General features: G+C 66.9%; 18 protein-coding genes and 1 tRNA gene. 9 read left to right on the top strand and 10 right to left on the bottom strand.

Annotated features, from left to right (window positions below):
* Position 1: 1 nt before the first annotated feature.
* The 4 genes from SVA_RS00260 to SVA_RS00245 are packed head-to-tail and all read right to left on the bottom strand — an operon-like array spanning position 2 to position 2812.
* On the bottom strand, positions 2 to 523 hold the full coding sequence (locus SVA_RS00260) for a pilus assembly protein PilP (RefSeq protein WP_096457116.1): 522 nt from the start codon (positions 521 to 523) through the stop codon (positions 2 to 4).
* Positions 520 to 1167 (bottom strand): type IV pilus inner membrane component PilO, encoded by a 648-nt coding sequence (locus tag SVA_RS00255; RefSeq protein ID WP_096457113.1) that lies wholly within the window; start codon positions 1165 to 1167, stop codon positions 520 to 522. The genes SVA_RS00260 and SVA_RS00255 overlap by 4 nt, the downstream gene beginning before the upstream one ends.
* The gene (locus SVA_RS00250) at positions 1164 to 1736 is read right to left on the bottom strand and encodes a PilN domain-containing protein (RefSeq protein ID WP_096457110.1); all 573 of its coding nucleotides are present in this window, start codon (positions 1734 to 1736) and stop codon (positions 1164 to 1166) included. The genes SVA_RS00255 and SVA_RS00250 overlap by 4 nt, the downstream gene beginning before the upstream one ends.
* Positions 1733 to 2812, bottom strand: a complete 1080-nt coding sequence (locus SVA_RS00245; RefSeq protein ID WP_096457107.1) for a pilus assembly protein PilM — start codon at positions 2810 to 2812, stop codon at positions 1733 to 1735. The genes SVA_RS00250 and SVA_RS00245 overlap by 4 nt, the downstream gene beginning before the upstream one ends.
* 181 nt (positions 2813 to 2993) lie before the next feature.
* Here SVA_RS00245 and SVA_RS00240 point away from each other — a divergent pair, with 181 nt between their 5' ends.
* The 4 genes from SVA_RS00240 (at position 2994) to SVA_RS00225 (ending at position 8607) form a co-directional block, all read left to right on the top strand.
* On the top strand, positions 2994 to 5525 hold the full coding sequence (locus SVA_RS00240) for a penicillin-binding protein 1A (RefSeq protein ID WP_096457104.1): 2532 nt from the start codon (positions 2994 to 2996) through the stop codon (positions 5523 to 5525).
* Complete coding sequence (locus tag SVA_RS00235) at positions 5525 to 6154, top strand: hypothetical protein (protein WP_096457101.1); 630 nt, start codon at positions 5525 to 5527, stop codon at positions 6152 to 6154. Before SVA_RS00240 ends, SVA_RS00235 begins: the two co-directional genes overlap by 1 nt.
* A gap of 96 nt (positions 6155 to 6250) precedes the next feature.
* Positions 6251 to 8011, top strand: a complete 1761-nt coding sequence (gene argS / locus SVA_RS00230; protein ID WP_096457098.1) for an arginine--tRNA ligase — start codon at positions 6251 to 6253, stop codon at positions 8009 to 8011.
* A gap of 2 nt (positions 8012 to 8013) precedes the next feature.
* Complete coding sequence (locus SVA_RS00225) at positions 8014 to 8607, top strand: SPOR domain-containing protein (protein ID WP_096457095.1); 594 nt, start codon at positions 8014 to 8016, stop codon at positions 8605 to 8607.
* Here the strand turns inward: SVA_RS00225 and speA are convergent, their stop codons facing one another.
* Positions 8608 to 10491, bottom strand: a complete 1884-nt coding sequence (gene speA / locus SVA_RS00220; protein ID WP_096457092.1) for a biosynthetic arginine decarboxylase — start codon at positions 10489 to 10491, stop codon at positions 8608 to 8610. It lies immediately after the preceding gene.
* A 126-nt stretch (positions 10492 to 10617) separates the two neighbouring features.
* On the opposite strand from speA, the gene speE reads away from it, so the two are divergent.
* Positions 10618 to 11469, top strand: a complete 852-nt coding sequence (speE, locus tag SVA_RS00215; protein ID WP_096457089.1) for a polyamine aminopropyltransferase — start codon at positions 10618 to 10620, stop codon at positions 11467 to 11469.
* 111 nt (positions 11470 to 11580) lie between these two features.
* Positions 11581 to 12999, top strand: a complete 1419-nt coding sequence (locus SVA_RS00210; RefSeq protein ID WP_096457086.1) for a DUF945 family protein — start codon at positions 11581 to 11583, stop codon at positions 12997 to 12999.
* A gap of 48 nt (positions 13000 to 13047) precedes the next feature.
* On the opposite strand, the gene SVA_RS00205 is transcribed toward SVA_RS00210, so the two are convergent.
* From SVA_RS00205 to SVA_RS00195, 3 genes are read right to left on the bottom strand one after another with little or no spacing between them, the layout of a single operon-like run.
* Positions 13048 to 14409, bottom strand: coding sequence for an ammonium transporter (locus SVA_RS00205; RefSeq protein ID WP_096462755.1), 1362 nt, complete (start codon positions 14407 to 14409; stop codon positions 13048 to 13050).
* 17 nt (positions 14410 to 14426) lie between these two features.
* Positions 14427 to 14765 carry a P-II family nitrogen regulator gene (glnK, locus tag SVA_RS00200; RefSeq protein ID WP_096457083.1) on the bottom strand — a complete coding sequence of 113 codons (339 nt, stop codon included), beginning with the start codon at positions 14763 to 14765 and terminating at the stop codon, positions 14427 to 14429.
* 55 nt (positions 14766 to 14820) lie between these two features.
* Positions 14821 to 15534, bottom strand: coding sequence for a TorF family putative porin (locus tag SVA_RS00195; protein WP_169923911.1), 714 nt, complete (start codon positions 15532 to 15534; stop codon positions 14821 to 14823).
* Between the two features lie 329 nt (positions 15535 to 15863).
* Between SVA_RS00195 and SVA_RS00190 the strand changes: the two genes are divergently transcribed.
* Both SVA_RS00190 and SVA_RS00185 read left to right on the top strand, forming a co-directional pair.
* Entirely contained in the window at positions 15864 to 16100 is a 237-nt protein-coding gene (locus SVA_RS00190) for an accessory factor UbiK family protein (RefSeq protein ID WP_096457077.1), read from the top strand.
* 32 nt (positions 16101 to 16132) lie between these two features.
* Complete coding sequence (locus tag SVA_RS00185; protein WP_096457074.1) at positions 16133 to 17641, top strand: YifB family Mg chelatase-like AAA ATPase; 1509 nt, start codon at positions 16133 to 16135, stop codon at positions 17639 to 17641.
* A gap of 67 nt (positions 17642 to 17708) precedes the next feature.
* Here SVA_RS00185 and SVA_RS00180 read toward each other — a convergent pair whose 3' ends face one another.
* Positions 17709 to 18197, bottom strand: coding sequence for a c-type cytochrome (locus SVA_RS00180; RefSeq protein WP_197703300.1), 489 nt, complete (start codon positions 18195 to 18197; stop codon positions 17709 to 17711).
* Positions 18198 to 18487: 290 nt separating this feature from the next.
* Here SVA_RS00180 and SVA_RS00175 point away from each other — a divergent pair.
* Positions 18488 to 18564 (top strand) — tRNA-Arg (locus SVA_RS00175).
* 186 nt (positions 18565 to 18750) lie between these two features.
* On the opposite strand, the gene lpdA is transcribed toward SVA_RS00175, so the two are convergent.
* On the bottom strand, positions 18751 to 20202 hold the full coding sequence (gene lpdA / locus SVA_RS00170) for a dihydrolipoyl dehydrogenase (protein ID WP_096457071.1): 1452 nt from the start codon (positions 20200 to 20202) through the stop codon (positions 18751 to 18753).
* Positions 20203 to 20245: the final 43 nt, after the last annotated feature.

Raw genomic sequence — 20245 nt, 5'->3', positions numbered from 1 at the left:
CTTATTCCGCGAGCGCAAGGCTCGACTCCCGCTCGATCCAGTCACCCAGCGGCCCCTGAACGAGCTCGATGAGGTTGATCTTGTCCTCGGTGATTCGCGTTATTGCGCCGAAGTTTTGTCCTAGATGATTTCCAACAGTCGCTCTGTGCACCGATCCGTCCGGCGCCTGGATTACCACCCAGGCCTGCTTGCCCTGTTGAAGTGTTCCGACCATCTTGAGGGCATCAAGCGGGAATTCCTCGAGGGCCTCGCGTCGTCGGTTCATGTCCGGTCGAGGTCCTCCGCCGCTCTGACCCGCCTGGGCCTTCAGGTTGCGAGGCGTGAAAGGGTCGCGCAAGTTGACCGCCCCGTACGAAAACTGCTCCTGCGTCTTTATTTCCGGGAGAGGCTCGATTCGCGGCTGTTTGCCTTGGTGAGCCGTTTCCACGAAATGCCGCAGGTCGTCCATGCCGTCGTCGGCGCAAGCGCTTAGGAGCAGCAGAATGAGGGACGCCGCCAGAAATCGGGGGTCGACGAATCTCATCGCTTTGCCTTGGAATTCTTCTTGGACTTGGCCTTCGGCGTGGGTGGGGCTGCACCTTCGCCTGGATCCAGATATCGATAGGTCCGCGCTGTCGCGACTACGTTCAAAATTGCACTCTTGCCGTCTTTTGCCCCGCTAACAGTGACATCGCCAAAGGTCACTATGCGCGGAAGTGCCGCCACATCGCTCACGAATGATGCGAATTCATGATAGCTGCCGGTAACCTGAAGGCTGATCGGAAGCTCAGCGTAAAAGTCCCGCTTTTGCTCGGCTTCAGGTCGAAACAGCACGAATTCAAGCCCGCGCCCGAGGCCGGCCTGCGTGATATCGACCAGGAGGTCCGGCACTTCGGTTGTGTTCGGGAGCTGTCGGAGAAGGCTGCCGAAGGTACGCTCGATTTCCTCCAACTGCGCCTTGTACGCCGGGAGGTTTATCGCCTGAAGTTTCTTGTTGAGATAGGTGTCGCGAAGCTGCACTTCCTTCAGTTGAGCCCTTTCGTGTTCCAGTATCTCGTCGGCGATCACGAAGTGGTACCCGCCGCCAAGAATCAGGGCACAGATCGCAAGGACGCCGGCGATCTTGACCGGCAGAGGCCAAGACGAAGGGTCGTTGACATTCAGGTTGCGAAGTTCATCGAGCGTCATGTGCCGGCCTCCGGCGCACTCGCTTTCTTCACCAAGTTCTTTACCTTGAGCGAGAACTCGCTCACACGATCACTTCCCTTCTGTTTTACGTTAATGACATCGAGCGACGGATCCGCGAACCAGTCTGACGTGGCGAGATTGCGCATGAGGGCCGACACACGCGCATTGGACTGAGCAACGCCGGAAAGGGCCAGGTTGTCGCCGGTCCGCTTGAGGCCGCTGAAGTGCACGCCCTCTGGAAGTCGGCGGACCAGTTCATCGAAGATCCGGACCACGCGAGTGCGATCCGTCTGCAATTGCTGGATCACGTTCATGCGGGCGATGAGATCGGCGCGCTTTTTCTTGAGCTGCGCGATTTGCTTGATCTGCTCGTCGAGCTTCGCGATCTCCTTCTGCAGAAAATCGTTGCGGTGGTTCTGGGCTTCGATCAGGTCGCTCATCCGGAAGTGGGCAAAGGCGACGATCAGGCCCATGAGCAGCCAGGCGCCGATGGCGATGGTGAGGAGCTGTCGATCCTGCTCCCGCCGGCGCATTTCGCGCCAGGGGAGGAGATTGAGGCGCGTGGTCATGCGTCGAAGCTCCGAAGCGCGAGTCCGCAGGAGATCATGAGCGAAGGAGCGTCGTTGCCGAGCAGCTGCGGTTTTACCCGTGAAGCGAGCGACATGCTGGCGAAGGGATTGGCGACCATCGCCGGCACGCCGATGCGGGCCGCGACCAGCTCATCGATACCCGGTATCTGCGCGCATCCGCCGGCGAGCAGGAGCTGATCGACGCTGTTGAATGGACTCGACGAGTAGAAGAACTGGAGCGCGCGCATGATTTCCTGGCACATCGCCTCCATGAAGGGCCGCAGTACGTCGGTCTGGTAGTTGTCCGGGAGGCCGCCCTGCTTCTTGGCGAGGCCGGCCTCTTCGTAGGATAGTCCGTAGCGGCGCTGGATCTCCTCCGTCAGCTGGCGCCCGCCGAACGTATGGTCGCGGGTGTAGACCGAGCGGTTGTTGTGCATGACGTTGATCGTGGTCGCCATGGCGCCGATGTCCACGACGGCCACCGTCTTTTCCTGTCCGGCCCCCGGCATCTGGCTGGCGATCAGCGCGTAGGCGTTCTCCATCGCGTAGGTCTCGACGTCGACGACGGTCGGCGTCAGGCCCGGTCCCTGGATGACCGCCACGTAATCATCGACCACCTCCTTGCGGCAGGCGGCCATCAGCACGTCGGTCTCGGTCGCGCTCGGATCAGCGACCGGCAGGACGCAGTAATCCAGGTTGACCTCATCGAGCGGGTAGGGAATGTAGTGGTCGGCCTCCATCTCGATCTGCGCCTGGCGTTCCTGGTCGGTCATCTTCGCCGGCATCTTGAGCAGCTTGGTGATGACGTGGGCGGCGGGCACCGCGACCGCGGCGTGCTTGCAGCGCGTGCCCGAGCGCTTGACCGCCCGCTCCACGGCCTGCGCCACCTGCTCGACCTCGGCGATGGCGTGCTCGACGACGGCGTTTTGCGGCAACGGCTCGACCGCGTACCGCTCGACGCGGAAGTGCTCGCCGTCCTTGGCGAGCTCGAGGACCTTGACCGCCGAGGAACTGATGTCGATGCCGACGAGCGGCTGACGTCTCTTCTTGAAGAGGACGTCCGCAAGCCCGCGCACGGATTTCGCTTTAGCTAACAAGCAGTTGCGCCGGATATTAAGATTGTGGGTGAATAGTACTTTGAACTATAGTCCATGGATTTTTGAAATGACAAACGAACTCCGAGTGCGCTCCTTTTCGTTATATACTGCGTGCCCGCGCCCCGCGCGCCCGCTGATCCGTTAATCCCCGCCACGCTTCATGGATCGTTCCGGGAGTCCGCACGCCAGGATCGCTTCCTGGCTGCCACATAAGCCCTGGCAGGTCGCCGTCCTCGCGCTCCTCGGCCTGTTCGTGACCGGGGTCATCGTCCTCGCCGTCGTCGCCGCGGTGCTGCTGCCCACGCTCCCGCCGGTGCGCGATCTCTCCGAGGTCGAGCTCAAGGTTCCGCTGCGTGTCTACACCGCGGACGGTCAGCTGATCGCCGAGTTCGGCGAGGAAAAGCGCATCCCGGTGAAGATCGAGAACGTCCCGCCGCGCCTGATCCAGGCCATCCTGTCGGCGGAGGACCATTCCTTTTATAGCCACCACGGCGTCGACTTTCTCGGCATCGCGCGCGCCGCCTGGCGCAACTTCCGTGCGGGCGGTACCAGCCAGGGCGCGAGCACCATCACGATGCAGGTGGCACGCAACTTCTTCCTCAGCCCGGAGAAGACCTATACCCGCAAGCTCAGGGAGATCCTGCTCGCGTTCAAGATCGAGCGCGAGCTGAGCAAGGACGAAATCCTCGAGCTCTACATCAACAAGATCTTTCTCGGACATCGGGCCTACGGCTTCGCGGCGGCCGCCCAGATTTACTACGGGACCACGCTCGACAAGCTGAGCCTCGCCGAGGTGGCGCTGCTCGCCGGTCTGCCCAAGGCGCCGTCGCGCGATAACCCGTTGACCAACCCGCAAAGTGCGCTCGAGCGCCGCAATTACGTGCTGCGGCATATGCACGGCCTCGGGTACATCGACCAGGAGGCGCTCGACCGGGCGGTGAGCGCGCCGATCACGGCGAGCCGCCACGCGCTTCGCTACGAAGCGGACGCCCCTTACGTCGCGGAGATGGTGCGGCAGTACATGTTCGAGGCGTACGACGAAAAGACCTATGCCGGCGGCTTTCACGTCTACACGACGATCGACAGCCGCCATCAGCGGGCGGCCGACCGTGCATTGCGGCGGGCGCTGCTGGAGTACGACCGCCGTCACGGATACCGTGGACCGGCCGGCCACGTGACCCTGAACGAACCGGTCGAAGCGGACCGGCTGGACGATGCGCTCAAGGACTACCGCATTGTCGGTGACTTGGTGCCGGGCGTCGTCGTTGCGACCGAGGAGCAGTCGGCCGCCATCTACACGCAGGACGGCGTCACGGTGAACCTCGACTGGGAAGCGCTTTCCTGGGCGCGACCCCACGTCGACGAGAACACCGTGGGCGCCGCCCCGAAAGTGGCCGCGCAGATCGTGAAACCCGGGGACATCGTCTACGTCGAGCCGCCGGAAGGAGCGCAGCCCGGCGCCGCGAACGGCGGATGGCGCCTGGCACAGATCCCGCAGGTCGCCGGCGCGCTGGTCTCGCTTCGTCCGCGGGACGGGGCGATCCTCGCGCTCGCCGGCGGCTTCGACTTCTATCAGAGCAGCTTCAACCGGGCGACGCAGGCCGAGCGCCAGCCGGGATCCAGTCTGAAACCGTTCGTCTACACCGCCGCGCTCGAAAAGGGCTTCACGCCGGCGAGCACCGTGAGCGGGGCGCCCATCGTGATCGAGGACGCCAATCTCGAGGACGAATGGCGCCCGGAAAACTACAGTCGCCGGTTCTTCGGCCCGACGCGACTGCGCAAGGCGCTCGCGCTGTCGCTCAATACCGTGTCGATCCGCCTTGTTCGCGCCATCGGCCCGTCCTATGCCGCGGATTACCTCACCCGCTTCGGCTTCGCCCGGGACAAGTTGCCCCGAAACCTTTCGCTGGCGCTCGGGAACGCGTCGGCGACGCCGCTGCAGATGGCCTCGGCCTTCGCCGTGTACGCGAACGGCGGCTTTCGCGTCGAACCGTACTTCATCGCGCGCGTCGAGGATGCGCGGCATAACGTCCTCGAACAGGCCAGGCCGCTGGTTGCGTGCGGCGACTGCCCCGGCTCGGCAGTGGGCGCCCGGACCCCGGGCACGGCGCGCGCCGTGCCGACGGCCGGCGGCCAGGAGAGCACAGCAGCCGAGCCGCCACAGCCGGCGCCGCGCGTGCTGACGCCGGAGGTCAACTTTCTCATGACGAGCATGATGCAGGACGTGATCCGCGAGGGAACCGGCTCGGGTGCCAAAGTGCTCGGCCGCCGCGACATCGCCGGCAAGACCGGCACGACGGACGATTACAGGGACGCCTGGTTCAGCGGTTACAACCACGAAGTCGCCGCCACGGCGTGGGTGGGGTTCGACCAGGCGAGCTCTCTCGGGCGCGGGGAAGCCGGCGGGCGTACGGCCCTGCCGATGTGGGTCGACTACATGCGCGTGGCGCTCGAGGGCATCGCCGAGAACCCCGTGGCGACACCCGACGGCATCACCAAGTCCTACGTTCACGCCGAGACGGGAGAGCCGGTAGCAGCGGGCGATCCCGACGCGATCGAGGAGTACTTCGCACGCGGGCCGGCCGCGGCCGAAGGTCCCCGGACGGCCGAGGCCGGAACGGCGGAAATGCCCGAGACCGGGGCGCCGCCGGTACCCCCGCCGTCGGACAACATTCGCGAGAAGCTGTTCTGATGACCGGCCGGCAACGTCCCCGCGCGCGCTCGCGCGCCGAGGACCAGAAGCGACAGCGCGTTACCTTCGAGGCCGCCCGAATCATGGCCGAGGAGGGCGTGCGCGACTTCCAGACGGCGAAGCGCAAGGCCGCGGAACGGCTGAACCTCGCCGACAACCGCTACCTGCCGCGCAACGAGGAAATTCAGGCCGCGCTCGAGGAGCGGCTGCGGCTTTTCCACGGCGAGCGGCTGGCTCGCGATTTGCGTCGGTTGCGCGAGCTCGCGCTGGAAGCGATGCGCTTCCTCGCGCCGTTCGAGCCACGCCTCGTCGGCCCGGTCCTGATCGGGGCGGTGACGCCCGAATCGGAAATTCAGCTCCACGTGGCGGCGGACACGCCCGAACAGGTGGGGCTGCATCTGCAGGAGCATCGCATCCCTTACGAGCAGGGAGAGCGGCGCATGCGCTTCGGCGGCGACCGGCAGGAAGTGTTGCCCACTTACCGGCTGATCGCCGGGGACGCGGCCGTCGAGTTGAGCGTGTTCGACGTGCGCGCCATCCGCGAACCGCCGCTCAGTCCGGTCGACGGGCGACCCATGAAGCGGGCGAGCGTGAGAGAGCTGGAAGCGATGCTGTACGAATCCGACTGAGCGGCCGTTCAACGGGTTGCGAGCTTCTCGCCTCGATCCCGGGCCGGTAGAATCGTTGCATCTCGTCTCTGTTCCGCGCTTCCCGGGGAAACCACCTTGAAGCATCACCTCGAGAGTCTGCTCAGGCAGGCCGTGGCCGGTTTGCAGGCCGGCGGCGTGCTGCCGGACGGACCCCTTCCCTCCTTCGAGATCGAACGCACGCGGACGAAGGAGCACGGCGATTTCGCCAGCAATATCGCGTTGGCGCACGCGAAGACGGCACGGGCGAAACCGCGCGAGCTCGCGGAAAGGCTGATTCGGGCACTGCCTGCTTCCGCCCACGTCGCGAAGGTCGAGATCGCGGGCCCGGGATTCATCAACTTTTTTCTGAGCCCCGCCGCCTATCACGACGTGGTCCGCGAGGTGCTGGCCAGACGGGACGGCTTCGGACGCTCGAACGCCGGCGCCGGCAAGCGGGTGCAGGTCGAGTTCGTCTCCGCCAATCCGACGGGTCCGCTGCACGTGGGGCACGGGCGCGGGGCGGCCTACGGCGCGACGGTCGCCAACCTGCTGGAAGCCGGGGGCTTTGCGGTGCATCGCGAGTACTACATCAACGACGCCGGACGCCAGATGGACATCCTGGCCACGAGCGTCTGGCTCCGCTACCTGGAGCTGTGCGGCGAGAAGTTCGCGTTTCCCGCCAACGGCTACAAGGGAGACTACGTCTATGACATCGCCGCGACGCTGCACCGCGAAAGCGGCGACGCCTACCGGCGGGCCGCGGCCGACGTATTTGCGGAGGTGCCGCCGGACGAAGCCGAAGGGGGCGACAAGGAGAGACACATCGACGCCCTCATCGAACGCGCGAAGGCCTCGCTCGGTGCGGACGACTACCGCAGGGTCTTCGATCTCGGGCTCACGGTCATCCTGGACGACATCCGCCAGGATCTCGAGGAGTTCGGCGTCGTCTATGACGAGTGGTACTCGGAACGCGCCCTGGTCGAGACCGGCGCGGCCGATCGGGTGATCGAGCGGCTGCAGCAGAGCGGTCACACCTACGGGAAGGACGGGGCGCTTTGGTTTCGGTCGACCGATTACGGTGACGAAAAGGACCGGGTCCTCGTGCGCGAAAACGGCCAGAAGACCTACTTCGCACACGACATCGCCTACCACGTGAACAAGATGGAGCGCGGGTTCACGCGCGTCATCGACATCTGGGGAGCCGATCACCACGGCTACGTGCCGCGGGTCAAGGCGGCGCTCGCCGCCGTCGGCGACGACCCGGGCAAGCTCGACGTGCTGCTGGTGCAGTTTGCGGTGCTCTACCGCGGCGGCGAAAAGGTGCAGATGTCCACGCGCTCGGGCGAGTTCGTCACCCTGCGCGAGCTGCGGCGCGAGGTCGGTAACGACGCGGCGCGCTTCTTTTACGTACTGCGCAAGTGCGAACAGCACATGGACTTCGACCTCGACCTCGCGCGGTCGCAGTCGGCGGACAACCCCGTGTACTACGTGCAGTACGCGCACGCGCGCGTGCGCAGCGTGTTCAAGCAGCTCAAGGAGAAGGGCCTCGCGCACGATGCCGCCAACGGCGAGCGCCACCTGCATCTCCTGACCGAGACGCACGAGCAGGCATTGATCGGGCGTCTCGCGCGGTACCCGGAAGTGGTCGAGACCGCCGCGCTCGCCCACGAGCCGCATCAGCTCGCCCATTTCCTGCGCGAGCTCGCGTACGACTTCCACACTTATTACAACTCGCACACCTTTCTGGTCGACGCGCCGGAACTGCGCGACGCGCGCCTCGTGCTCGTCGAGGCGACGCGCCAGGTCATCGCCAACGGGCTGCGTCTGCTCGGCGTGTCAGCGCCGGAGACGATGTAGCCGTGCGAACGCGCCGGCGGCGCCGCCCGGCCGGCGCCTTGCGGGGTCGGGTGGGGCGTTTTCCGCCCTGGCTGCTGCTTCTGCTCGGGCTCGCGCTCGGGGTCAGCGCGGTGCTCGTGACGCAACTGATCTCGAAACGGTGGGGATCCCGGGACGGTCTGGCGGGCCTCGTCCAGAGCGCCGCCAGGCCGAAACCCGCGGAGGAGAAGAAACCCGAGCCGCCCGCTGCGCCCGCCGCCAGACCGAAGCTCGACTTCTACACGGTCCTGCCGGAGATGGAGACGGTGCTGCCCGACCGCTCGCCGCGGGACACGAGGACCGCGAAGGCCGAGAAGGCGGAGGACGGGGTGCGGTACGTGCTGCAGGCCGGGTCGTTCGCGAGCTTCACCGACGCGGACCAGCTCAAGGCCCGCCTGGCTCTGCAAGGCCTCGTCGCCCGCATCCAAAAGGTGACGATCGAGGGGCGCGGCGACTTCCACCGCGTCCGGCTCGGCCCGTACAGCCGGGTGGAGCAGCTCGACGCCGCGGACCAGCAGTTGCGCACGCTCGGGCTGAAGCCGATCCGCCTCAAGCTCAAACCCGAGGCGGCCGGGTGATTACTCCTCGAGGTAGGTGTAGCCCTTGAGACCCTGAGCGAGGGCATCGAGATAGCTCTCCCGCTCGGCCGGTGTCAGGCCGCGCGCCCCGTCGATCTTGCGCCGGTAGGCGGCGAGCAGCTCCGTTGGATCGAAGTGGACGTAACGGAGCACGTCGTCGACCGTATCCCCGCGCAACGCTTGCGTGAGGCGCGCGCTGCCATCCGGACCGAGATCCACGTGCACCGAATCGGTGTCTCCGAAAAGGTTGTGCATGTCGCCCAGGATCTCCTGGTAGGCGCCAACGAGGAAGATGCCGACGAGATACGGCTCGCCCGGTTTGAGCTCGTGCAGCGGGAGACTGGTTTCGACGCCGTCGCCGTCCACGTACCAGTCCAGACGCCCGTCCGAATCGCAGGTGATGTCCTGCAGAACCGTGCGCCGCGTCGGCGGCTCGTCCAGGCGATGCAGAGGGACGACCGGGAAGATCTGCTCGATCGCCCAGTGATCGGGGACCGACTGGAACAGGGAGAAGTTGAGAAAGTACTTGTCCGCGAGCTTCTCGTTCAGCTCGTCCAGCACCTCGCGGTGGGCCCGGGCACCGGGCTGCAGACGCTCGCGCACCCGCCTGCAGATCGCGAAGTACATGCGCTCGGCGCGCGCGCGGCCGGCGAGATCGAGTACGCCGTGCGCGAACATCCCCTGCGCCTCGTTCAGCCAGTAGGCCGCGTCGTGGTAGGCCTCGAGCGGCGAGCGCTGCGCGACGTTCTCGAGCACCTCGCTGAGGTTGCGCAGCGCGACCGGCTCGTCGGCGCCGGCCGGCTCGACGCGGTCCAGTCCCGGCGCCTGCTCGAGGTCGATGACGTTCGTGACGAGCACGGCATGGTGGGCCGTCATGGCTCGACCCGACTCCGTCACGACATCGGGGTGGGGCAGATGCAGCTCGGCGCAGACGTCGGCGAGCGCATGCACGATGTTGTGCGCATACTCGTCGATCGAGTAGTTCATCGAGCAGAAGCTGCGCGAGCGCGTGCCCTCGTAATCGACCCCGAGGCCGCCGCCGACGTTCACCACGTCCACCGGCGCGCCCGCGCGGCGCAGCTCGGCGTAGTACCGACCCGCTTCCCGCACGCCCGCCTGCACGTGCCGGATGTTCGCGATCTGGGAGCCCATGTGGAAATGCATCATGCGCAGCGCGTCGATCATTCCCGCGGCGCGCAGGCGTTCGATGACGCGCAGGAGCTCGGCGGCGGAAAGGCCGAACTTCGACTTCTCGCCGCCCGTGTTCTGCCACTTGCCGGCGCCGAGAGAGGCGAGCCGCACGCGAACGCCGAGCAGCGGCTCGACCGAAAGCGCACGCGCCTCCTCGATCACGAGCTCGATCTCGGAAAGCTTCTCGACCACGATGTAGACCCGGTGCCCCAGGCGCCGGCCGATCAGGGCGAGGCGGATGTATTCGCGATCCTTGTAGCCGTTGCAGACGACGATTCCGCCTTCGTGCGAGCGGGCCAGCACCGCCAGGAGCTCCGGCTTGCTCCCCGCCTCGAGCCCGATGCGGTCGCCGCCCTGCGCGAGCAGCGCCTCGACCACGCTCGACTGCTGGTTCACCTTGATCGGATATACCGCGGTGTAGCGGCCCCGGTAGCCGAGCGCGGCTGTCGCGCGGTCGAAGGCCGCGCAGAGTGCGCGCACGCGGTGCTGCAGGATGCCGGAGAAGCGCACCAGCACGGGAAGCGTGAGGTCGTGCGCAGGCAGGGATCGAGCGAGCTCGTAGAGATCGATGGTTCCCGCCGCCCCGGGATCGGGCCGTGCGACGACGTGTCCCTGAGCGCTCACGTCGAAGTAGCCGCTGCCCCAGTAAGGGATGTTGTACGTCTCGCGGGCCTTGTCGCTGCTCCAGCTCATCGGGGCGGGCGGGTTGCGGGAGGGCCGCATTATGGAGGAAAGCCGAACCGTTGAAAACGAAGCGGACGCTTTTTCCCGCGGCGCGGCTTCGGTATCGTTCGCGCTCTCACGAAAGCGGAGCACCCCATGGCGCTGGACGACGGCTGGTACACCGAGGAATGGGCCGGGCAGGGATCCGCGATCTCCCTCAAGATCGCGCGCAAGCTGCACGAGGAGCGGTCGCCCTATCAGACGATCGAGATCTACGAGACCGAGAGTTTCGGCCGCCTGATGACGCTCGACGGCCTGGTCATGGTCACCGACCGGGACAACTTCATCTATCACGAGATGATGTCGCACCCCGCGCTCTTCACGCACCCGCACCCCCGGCGCGTGCTCATCATCGGCGGCGGCGACTGCGGCACGCTCAGGGAGGTGCTCAAGCACGCGAGCGTGGAGGTCGCGGAGCAGGTCGAGCTCGACGAGCGCGTGACGCGCGTCGCGGAGCAGTACTTTCCGCAGCTCTGCGCGTCGAACGGCGATCCGCGGGCGCGGTTCCACTTCGAGGACGGCATCGCCTTCGTGGCGCGCGCTGCGCCGGACAGCTACGACGTCGTCATCGTCGATTCGACGGATCCCGTGGGGCCCGCGGCCGGGCTCTTCTCCGAAGACTTCTACCGCAACTGCCTGCGGGCCCTGGCACCGCAGGGCCTGCTCGTCGGTCAGAGCGAATCGCCCCTGTTCCACCCGGATCTCATCGAAGCCGTTCACCGCGCCATGCGGACGGCCGGCTTCCGCGAAGTCGCCATGCTGCACTTTCCGCAGTGCACCTATCCCTCGGGATGGTGGAGTGCGACCCTCGCCGCAAAGGATGCGAAACTGCCCCGTTTCCGCGAAACGGCGGCGGCGGACCGGCCGTTTCCCACCCGCTACTACAACGCTGCCGTGCACGCGGGAGCCCTCGCCGTCCCGGAGTATCTGCGCAAAAGCCTCGCCTGACCGGGCGGGCCTGGAGGGCGACACCCGGCTGAACTATAAACCCCTAAGCCCCGGCAGAATCGGGGCCTGAGGGGCAAGCAAGCGCCTTCGGCCCCGTACCAAGGAGGCGGCATGAAGAAGAAAGCACTCTACGGGTTCCTGATCCTGGTCGCTCTCGCGCTCGCCGCGCCGTTCGCCGCCGCCTATTGGTACGGGCGGGAAGCGGAGAGCGCGTTGCAGACGCTCGCGACCGACCTGGGCCGGCGCGTCGGCGCGCGGGTCACGGTAAAGCGTTACGAGCGCGGCGCGCTGCGCTCCCGGGCCGAGATCGAGCTGGCGTTGCAGGGCACGCCGGCAACCGTGACGACGACGCACGACATCGTCCATGGCCCCCTCGGCCTGGATCGCTGGCTTGAGGGCGAGATCGACCTCGATGTCTTTCGCGCGCGCGTGCGCTCGGAGCTGACGGGCCTGCGGGTGCCGGGACAAAGCGTGAACCTCGCGTTTCCCCGGCCGCCGGTCGTCGCCGATACCGTCGTCAAGTCGGACGGGACGCTCGAGAGCCGTCTGCGGCTGGCATCGTCAAAGGAGATGGCGCCGGGACAGCGGACGGTCGATTGGGCGGCGGGCTCGGGGACGCTCATCGCGTCGGCGGATCTAAAGCGTTACGAGGTGGAAGCCACGCTTCCCTCCCTGCGCGTCGCAGGGGAAGCGCCCATGCCCGGCCCGCTGGAGATCACGAACCTGCGCCTCGGTTCGCAGATGGCCGAAGGCGCACAAGGCGTGAGCTTCGGCACGACGACCGTCGATCTGGCGCGCGTCGCCCTCGGCGAACAGACGCACGTCGCGGGGCTCTCGATCAAGGCGACCACTCGACCCTCGGGTCCGCACCTCGAGCTCGTTACGGATTACCGTATCGGCGAGGTCCAGGCAGGCGGTCAGAAGGTCGGGCCCGGGCAGGTGACGCTCCAGGTGCGCAAGCTCGATCTCGCGTCGCTTGCGCGTTTCAGCAACGAGGTCAAGGAGATCTACGCCCGAAACCTGCCGGAGCAGCAGTCCTCGCTCATGGTCGTCGGCAAGCTGCTCGCGCTGGCGACGTCGCTGGCCGAGGGTTCGCCGGAACTCGAGGTCACGCGGCTCTCGCTGAAGACGGCCAACGGCGAAATCACCGGGAAGGCGAGCATGGTGCTCGACGGCAGTCATTCGGACGTGCGTACGAATCCGATGCGCCTGCTTACGGCCCTGCGGGGCGAGGCAGAGTTGAATATACCGGGGCGGCTGCTGCGGCCGCTCGTCGCGCCGCTGGTTCAACAGGACCTCGCCGGATATCGGGCGCGAGGCGCGCTCAGCGATGGCGAAATGGCGGCGCTGCGCGGCGAGGCGCTCATGCGCGTCGTCGATCGCGCCATGCCCCTGTACCTGGCGCGCCACGAGCTCGGCCGCTGGCTGCAGCCCGACGGTGACCGGTATCGCATCAAAGCAGCGATCCGCCGGGGGCAGTTCCTCGTCAACGATCGCCTCTGGACGGCCCAGACGGCCCACTTGCCATGAAAAAAAGCGGGCGCTTGCGCGCCCGCTTCGCCTTGCCTGCCTGGAGGGTCAGAGGTTGTACCCGCGCTCGTCGTGCAGCGCGAGGTCGAGCCCTTCGGTTTCCTGTTCCTCGCTGACGCGCAGTCCCACGATCGCATCCACGATCTTGAGCAGGATGTAGCTCCCGATCGCGCAGTAGACGACGGTGAAGCCGACGCCGAGGAGCTGCGTCCACACCTGGGCCCCGATCGTGATGCCTTCCTTGAGGCCGCCCAGGCTCGTCGCCGCGAAGACGCCGGTCAGGATGGCGCCGACGATGCCCCCGACCGCGTGCACGCCGAAGACGTCGAGCGAGTCGTCGTAACCGAGCGCGCGCTTCACCTTGACGGAGGCGATGAAGCACCCCACCCCGGAGGCGGCGCCGATCGCGAGCGCCCCCATGGGACCGACGAAGCCCGAGGCCGGCGTGATGGCGACGAGCCCCGCGACCGCGCCCGAAGCGATGCCGAGCACCGAGGGCTTGCCGTGCGAAACCCACTCCGAAAACATCCACGCGAGCGCGGCGGCAGCCGTCGCGATCTGGGTCACGGCCATGGCCATGCCGGCTGCCCCGTTGGCGGCGACCGCGCTGCCCGCGTTGAAGCCGAACCAGCCCACCCAGAGCATCGAAGCCCCGATCAGCGTGTAGCCGAGGTTGTGCGGCATCATCGGCACCTTGGGATAGCCCTTGCGCCGCCCGAGCACGAGCGCGGCGACGAGGCCCGCGATCCCGGCGTTGATGTGCACCACCGTGCCGCCGGCGAAGTCGAGCACGCCCCAGTCCCACATGAGCGCGCCGTCGCCGCTCCACACCATGTGCGCGATGGGCGCGTAGACGAGCGTGACCCAGAGCGCCGTGAAGAGCAGCATGGCCGAGAACTTCATGCGCTCGGCGAAGGCGCCGACGATGAGCGCCGGGGTGATGATGGCGAAGGTCATCTGAAACGTGAAGAACACGGTCTCGGGCACCGCGACCGTCAGGCTCTCCACGGAGACGCCGCGCAGGAAGGCCTTGTCGAGGTTGCCGACGAACGAGAAGAAGTTGGTCACCCCCTTCTCCATGCCGCCCGTCGAGAACGCCAGGCTGTAGCCGTAGAGCGCCCAGAGCACGGAAACAAGCGCGGTGATGGCGAAGCACTGCATCATGACCGAGAGCACGTTCTTGGCGCGCACCATGCCCGAGTAGAAGAGCGCGAGCCCCGGGATGGTCATGAAGAGCACGAGCGCCGTCGCCGTGAGCATCCAGGCGGTGTCGCCGGGATTCAGAACGGGGGCGGCCGGCGCGGCCGCCTCGGCCGGCGCCGGTGCGTCCTGGCCGAACGCGAGCAGCGGCAGCGCACCGAGCAGCAGCGCCGCCAGGACGCCCCAGAGCCGTTTTGGATCGAATCGCATCAACATGGTCTTATCCTCTAAAGCGCCGCCGGGCCGGTCTCGCCGGTCCGGATGCGTACGACGTGTTCCAGGTCGAAGACGAAGATCTTGCCGTCGCCGATCTTGTCGGTGCGCGCGGCCCGGGTGATCGCCTCGATCACCCGGTCGAGCATCTTCGCGTCGATCGCCACCTCGAGCTTCACCTTCGGGAGGAAGTCGACGACGTACTCCGCCCCGCGGTAGAGCTCGGTGTGGCCCTTCTGCCGCCCGAAGCCCTTGACCTCGGTGACCGTGACGCCCTGCACGCCCACCTCCGACAGCGCTTCGCGCACGTCGTCGAGCTTGAAGGGCTTGATGATGGCCGTAACGAATTTCATTTTTCCTTCTCCTCGGTTCGGGGCGGCGGCCGATGTCCGGGCGCCGCCCGTCGCGCTAGAACACCTTCGACACCGTCAGGACGACCGTTCCTTCGCTGTTGAACACGTCGTCCTCGATCTCCGGGTCGATGTCGGTGTCGACGTAGGCCAGGTTGAAGCCGAATCCGGCGAACTCCTTCGAGACGCCGAGCTTGTAGTCGACGTAGCTGTCGCCGAACGACTCGTCCACGCCGTCACCGGCCGACTGGCCAAGGGAGATCCCCAGGCTGTAGCCACCGCCCAGCTCGAAGTTGGCGCCCGCCGTCAGGTAGTACGCCGCCTCGTCGGTCGGGCCGGTGTAGTCGTTCGTGTAGTAATACTTTGCGAAGACCGGACCGTAGGTGCCGCCGAAGTAGATTTCGGTAAAGGGCAGATCGTTATCGCTGTCCGAGCCCGGGTAGGCGTAGTGCAGGAGACCGACGTCCCAGTCCACACCGGCGCCGCTCCACTTGTAGCCGCCGTACAGGTCGACTTCGAGGTTGGCGTCGTCGTCGAATCCCTCAAAGTCGATCGTGGAGCCCCAGGCCCCGAGATAGAGGCCGCTCGGATGCGCGTAATCGACGCCGCCCTGAAGGGCCGGGTCCTTGGCGCTCTGCGAGACGCCGCGGAAGCGGTAGTCGGACGTCACCGCCACGTTGGCGCTGAAGGGGGAGTCCTCCGCGGCGAGGGCAGGCGCACACGCGCACCCCGCGAGTCCGATCGCCAACATTCGGGTTGCAAACTGATTCATCGTTCGTCTCCAGTCGCGGGATCGCTCGCCGCGTTGCATGTTGTTGGAAAAAGCTGAAACCGCCCTGTCGCCAAGCTCCGCTGCGCCTGCCCTCAGCAGTTCCCGTGCCATGTGCTTTTTCCGTTGGTTTGCAATGGCTTAACTGGTTCAATGGCCGTTCGTCCCGGTGCGCGTGCACCAGCATGGCGTTTGGATTCCGGGTGCCTGCACCGCTGCGGTGCGGCCGCTCCGTTGGCGAGCGCTGGTATACTCGCGCGCGGTACGTCGTACCTCGCACAGATCACCGGTGCTTTGGCGACGACAGCCCCTATGCTTGCGCGGAGGACCCGATGGACGCCCGTAAGATCGACGACATCCTGTCGGCCGTGGCCCGCACGCTGCCGCGCGGTTCGGAGGAGCTCGACCGCAACGTGCGCGCGGCGCTCGCCTCGGTGCTCGACCGGATGGATCTCGTTACGCGCGAGGAGCTCGAGGTGCAGGAGGCCGTGCTCGCGCGCACGCGCGCGCAGCTGAAGGAAATGGAAGAGCGGATAGCGATGCTCGAGCGCCGACTCGCCGCACGCTAGAGTAAAAGAAACATCAGGGAGGAGGGAGAAGGATGGGACTCGCCGTCGTGCACAGCCGCGCGCAGGTCGGCATCGAAGCGCCGGCGGTAACGGTGGAAGTCCACCTCGCGAACGGGCTGCCGAGTCTCTCCATCGTCGGACTGCCCGAGGCGGCCGTGAAAGAGGCCAAGGATCGGGTGCGGGCGGCGCTGCTCAATGCACGCTTCGAGTTTCCGGCGAGGCGCATCACCATCAATCTGGCGCCCGCCGATCTGCCCAAGGAAGGCGCGCGCTTCGATCTACCCATCGCCCTCGGCATCCTCGCCGCCTCGGAGCAGATACCCGGTTCGGCCCTTGCAGGCCACGAGTTCATCGGCGAGCTGGCGTTGACGGGCGAGCTGCGCCCGGTACGGGGCGCGCTGAGCGCGAGCCTGGCCGCGCGATCAGAGCCGCGTGCGCTGGTCGTGCCCGAGCCGAACGCCCCGGAAGCGGCACTGGTGGACGGCGTCCGGGTGCTCGGCGCGCGTCACCTGCTCGAGGTCACCGCCCACTTCGCCGCGGAGCGCCACCTGGTTGCGTCTCAGGCGACGAAACCCCCGGCCAGCCGTGGGGAGGCTGCCGATCTGGGCGACATCCGGGGTCAGCATCAGGCGAAGCGCGCGCTCGAGATCGCGGCGGCAGGTGCCCACAGCCTGCTGCTCGTCGGACCTCCCGGGACGGGGAAGACCATGCTCGCCAGTCGCCTGCCCGGGATCCTCCCGCCTCTTACTGACCACGAGGCGCTCGAAGTGGCCGCGATCCATTCCGCGTACAAGGGGTTTACGGTGGCGCAGTGGAAGGAGCGGCCGTTTCGCGCGCCGCACCACACGGCCTCCGGAGTCGCTCTCGTAGGCGGCGGCAGCCACCCCCGGCCAGGCGAAATCTCGCTCGCGCACCACGGCGTTCTGTTTCTCGACGAGCTTCCGGAGTTCGATCGATCCGTGCTCGAGGTGCTGCGCGAGCCGCTCGAGTCGGGCACGATTACGATTTCGCGGGCCGCGCGCCAAGCGGAGTTCCCCGCGCGGTTCCAGCTCGTCGCCGCGATGAACCCCTGCCCGTGCGGGCACCACGGCGACACCTCGGGCCGCTGTCGCTGCACCGAGGAACGCATCCGCACGTACCGCGCAAGGGTCTCGGGCCCGCTGCTTGATCGCATCGACATGCACGTGGAGGTGCCCTCGGTCCCGAGGGACGTCCTCCTTTCGCGCACGGCGGCGGCCGCCGAGGGATCGCAGTCGGTGCAGGCGCGCGTGACGGCCGCGCGCGAGCGTCAGCTCGCGCGCAGCGGCTGCGCCAACCAGACGCTGAGCAACAAGCAAGTGGACGAGTTCTGCCGCATCGATACGGCGTGTCAGCAGCTGCTCGAGCAGGCGATGCTGCGGTTGCGGCTGAGTGCGCGCGCCTACCACCGCATCCTGAAGGTCGCGCGCACCATCGCGGACCTTGCCGGTGAGGAGAACATTCGCCCCGAGCACCTGGCTGAAGCAATCCAGTACCGGGCCATGGACCGGCCCGGCGTGTGAGGCAAGGAGAAAACCGGAAAAGAAAAAGCGGCCTTTCGGCCGCTTTTTCTCTCGTCGCCGCCCCGCCTTACTTGGATTGGGCAACCATGAAGTCGACCGCCGCCTTCACGTCGGCGTCAGCCAGGCTCGCGTTGCCGCCCTTGGGTGGCATGAACCCGGTCTTCCCCTGGAAACCCTTAATCGCGTGCGTGTACAGCGTATCGTTGCCCTGCGCGATCCGGGGCTTCCACGCCGACTTGTCGCCGAGCTTTGGTGCGCCGGCCACGCCCGCGGCGTGGCACGCGGCACAGGCAGTGTCGTAAACCTGCTTGCCCTTGTCGCCGGCCGCGGCGTTCGCCGTGGCGATCAGGCTCATTCCCGAGGGCTGCGGTGCCTGTCCGACCGCGACCTCGCCGATCGGGCGGATGCGCTCCGCTACCGCCTGCGCTTCGGCCGTGGCAGCGTCCTGCTCGGCACCCCCGCCGATGATCCGGGCGAGCACGAACAGCACGACGGTCAGCACGACCAGCGCACCCATCAGCCCGGAGAAAAACTTCAGAAACTCGCGATCGCTCATTGCTTGAACCTTCTTCGATGTCTGTAAAGCCGAATTTGTCCGCTCCGCCCCAAGGGCGGACCCCAAAAAACGCGGCTTAGTATAGCCGAACTCCATGATCGGAAAAGAACGTCCAAGATCATGGACGGTGCGGGCCGACGCGGGTATCCTTGCGGCCCGGCCTTGCCCCGGTCTCGGCCCGGAAAGCGGGGAAATCCCCGTTCACCGTCCCCACGGGCGCCAGGTTCCGTTCAGGCTCTGACCAATGAGCCGCCGCCCAAGAAACCCGCGCGGGGGATTGTCAGAACTACGCGCCCTTAGCTCAGCTGGATAGAGCGTCGGCCTCCGGAGCCGAAGGTCAGAGGTTCGAATCCTCTAGGGCGCGCCAACCCTCTTCTGCCCGCTCGCCCGAGATTCGACTCAGGATCGCCGGGAGCGACGTTGGGCCAGGCGCCTGGGCACGCTCGCCCCGAAGTGCCATCCGCGCCGGCGGCCAGTCCCATCGCGGGCGTCATCGCGAACGTGCGGCGGCGCACCGATTCGTCGGGTGTCTTTCGCGACAAAACCCCTCCGCCTACCCCGCCCGCGCCGATCTCCTCACCGGTCGCGCCACGTGGATCGGCTGCCCCCCGACCGCGAGCGCGGCCTCATGGAAGACCTCCGAAAGGCTCGGGTGCGCGAAGATGGTCAGCGCGAGGTCCTCGCTGCTCGCGCCGAACTCGAGCGCCATGACCCCGAGCGCGATGAGCTCCGAGCAGTGCGGTCCAACCATGTGCACGCCGAGCACGCGATCGGTCTCGGCGTCGGCGAGTATCTTCACCAGCCCGGCGGTGGCGCTCATCGCCTTCGCTCGTCCGTTTGCGGCGAACGGGAAGCTGCCCACGCGGTAGCCGATTCCCTCGCTCTTCAGGCGTTCCTCCGTCTTCCCCGCCCAGGCGATTTCGGGAGCGGTGTAGATGACCGACGGAATCACCTCGTAGTTGACCTGCGCCGCGTGCCCGGCGATCGCCTCGGCGACCATGATCCCTTCCTCCATACCCTTGTGCGCGAGCATCGGTCCGCGTACCACGTCGCCGATTGCGTAGACGCCCGGCAAGTTGGTACGGCACTGCTCGTCTACATGCACGAAGCCCCACTCGTCGAGCAGCAGCGTCACGTCCTCCGCGCAGAGCCCCCTTGTGTTCGGCCGCCTCCCGACGGCGACCACCAGGCGGTCGACCTCGAGTGTGTGGTCCCCGTTCGCGTCCTGATAGTCGACGACGACGCTCTTGGTTTCGGTGCGCGAGCCGCGCACTCGCGCACCGAGCCGTATGTCGAGGCCCTGGGCGGTGAACTGTTTCATCGCCTCGCGCGCGATCTGGCCGTCGACCATCGTCAGGAAACGCTCTTGGGCCTCCAGCAGCACGACCTCGCTCCCGAGGCGCCGCCACACGCTGCCGAGCTCGAGGCCGATGACGCCCGCGCCGATGACGCCGAGCCGCGGCGGCACGGAATCGAACGCGAGAGCGCCCGTCGAATCGACCACGCGATCGGCAGACAGAGGAGCGACGCCGATCGAGGTCGGCGACGAACCGCTCGCGAGGATCACGTGCTCGGCGGCCAGCACGCGCTTCGCGTCGTCGTGGCCCGTTACTTCCACCTGCCGGTGCGCGAGCAGCCGTCCGGTCCCGGGCACCCACGCGATGTCGTGTGCACGGAACAGCGTCGCCACGCCGGATGTGAGATCACGCGTGACCCGTTCCTTGTGCGCCATCATCGCGGGAAGGTCCAGTTCCACGCCCGCTAGCCTGACGCCGTGCCCGGCCATCTGCGTGCGCGCCAACGCATAGAGCTCCGAGGACTCAAGCAGCGCCTTGGAGGGGATGCAGCCGACGTTGAGGCACGTACCGCCGAGGACCGGTTGGTCCTTTCCGTCGCGCCAGTTGTCGACGCAGGCGACCCGCATGCCGAGCTGTGCGCAGCGAATCGCGGCGACGTAACCCGCCGGCCCCCCGCCGATTACCACCACGTCAAAACGGTCTGCCATGGTATTCCCCCTTCGGAGCCGCCCCGGTTCGGCGCGATCCGTG

Origin of the sequence: Sulfurifustis variabilis (assembly GCF_002355415.1) — a bacterium.
In the GTDB taxonomy this organism is placed as follows: Bacteria; Pseudomonadota; Gammaproteobacteria; order Acidiferrobacterales; family Sulfurifustaceae; genus Sulfurifustis; species Sulfurifustis variabilis.
This window is presented reverse-complemented; position numbering and strand designations above follow the sequence as displayed.

Coding starts and splice junctions, on each gene's coding strand:
- SVA_RS00260 (WP_096457116.1), bottom strand. CDS start 523: ATGAGATTCGTCGACCCCCGATTTCTGGCGGCGTCCCTCATTCTGCTG.
- SVA_RS00255 (WP_096457113.1), bottom strand. CDS start 1,167: ATGACGCTCGATGAACTTCGCAACCTGAATGTCAACGACCCTTCGTCT.
- SVA_RS00250 (WP_096457110.1), bottom strand. CDS start 1,736: ATGACCACGCGCCTCAATCTCCTCCCCTGGCGCGAAATGCGCCGGCGG.
- SVA_RS00240 (WP_096457104.1), top strand. CDS start 2,994: ATGGATCGTTCCGGGAGTCCGCACGCCAGGATCGCTTCCTGGCTGCCA.
- SVA_RS00235 (WP_096457101.1), top strand. CDS start 5,525: ATGACCGGCCGGCAACGTCCCCGCGCGCGCTCGCGCGCCGAGGACCAG.
- speA (WP_096457092.1), bottom strand. CDS start 10,491: ATGAGCTGGAGCAGCGACAAGGCCCGCGAGACGTACAACATCCCTTAC.
- speE (WP_096457089.1), top strand. CDS start 10,618: ATGGCGCTGGACGACGGCTGGTACACCGAGGAATGGGCCGGGCAGGGA.
- SVA_RS00210 (WP_096457086.1), top strand. CDS start 11,581: ATGAAGAAGAAAGCACTCTACGGGTTCCTGATCCTGGTCGCTCTCGCG.
- SVA_RS00205 (WP_096462755.1), bottom strand. CDS start 14,409: ATGCGATTCGATCCAAAACGGCTCTGGGGCGTCCTGGCGGCGCTGCTG.
- glnK (WP_096457083.1), bottom strand. CDS start 14,765: ATGAAATTCGTTACGGCCATCATCAAGCCCTTCAAGCTCGACGACGTG.
- SVA_RS00195 (WP_169923911.1), bottom strand. CDS start 15,534: ATGAATCAGTTTGCAACCCGAATGTTGGCGATCGGACTCGCGGGGTGC.
- SVA_RS00190 (WP_096457077.1), top strand. CDS start 15,864: ATGGACGCCCGTAAGATCGACGACATCCTGTCGGCCGTGGCCCGCACG.
- SVA_RS00185 (WP_096457074.1), top strand. CDS start 16,133: ATGGGACTCGCCGTCGTGCACAGCCGCGCGCAGGTCGGCATCGAAGCG.
- SVA_RS00180 (WP_197703300.1), bottom strand. CDS start 18,197: ATGAGCGATCGCGAGTTTCTGAAGTTTTTCTCCGGGCTGATGGGTGCG.
- lpdA (WP_096457071.1), bottom strand. CDS start 20,202: ATGGCAGACCGTTTTGACGTGGTGGTAATCGGCGGGGGGCCGGCGGGT.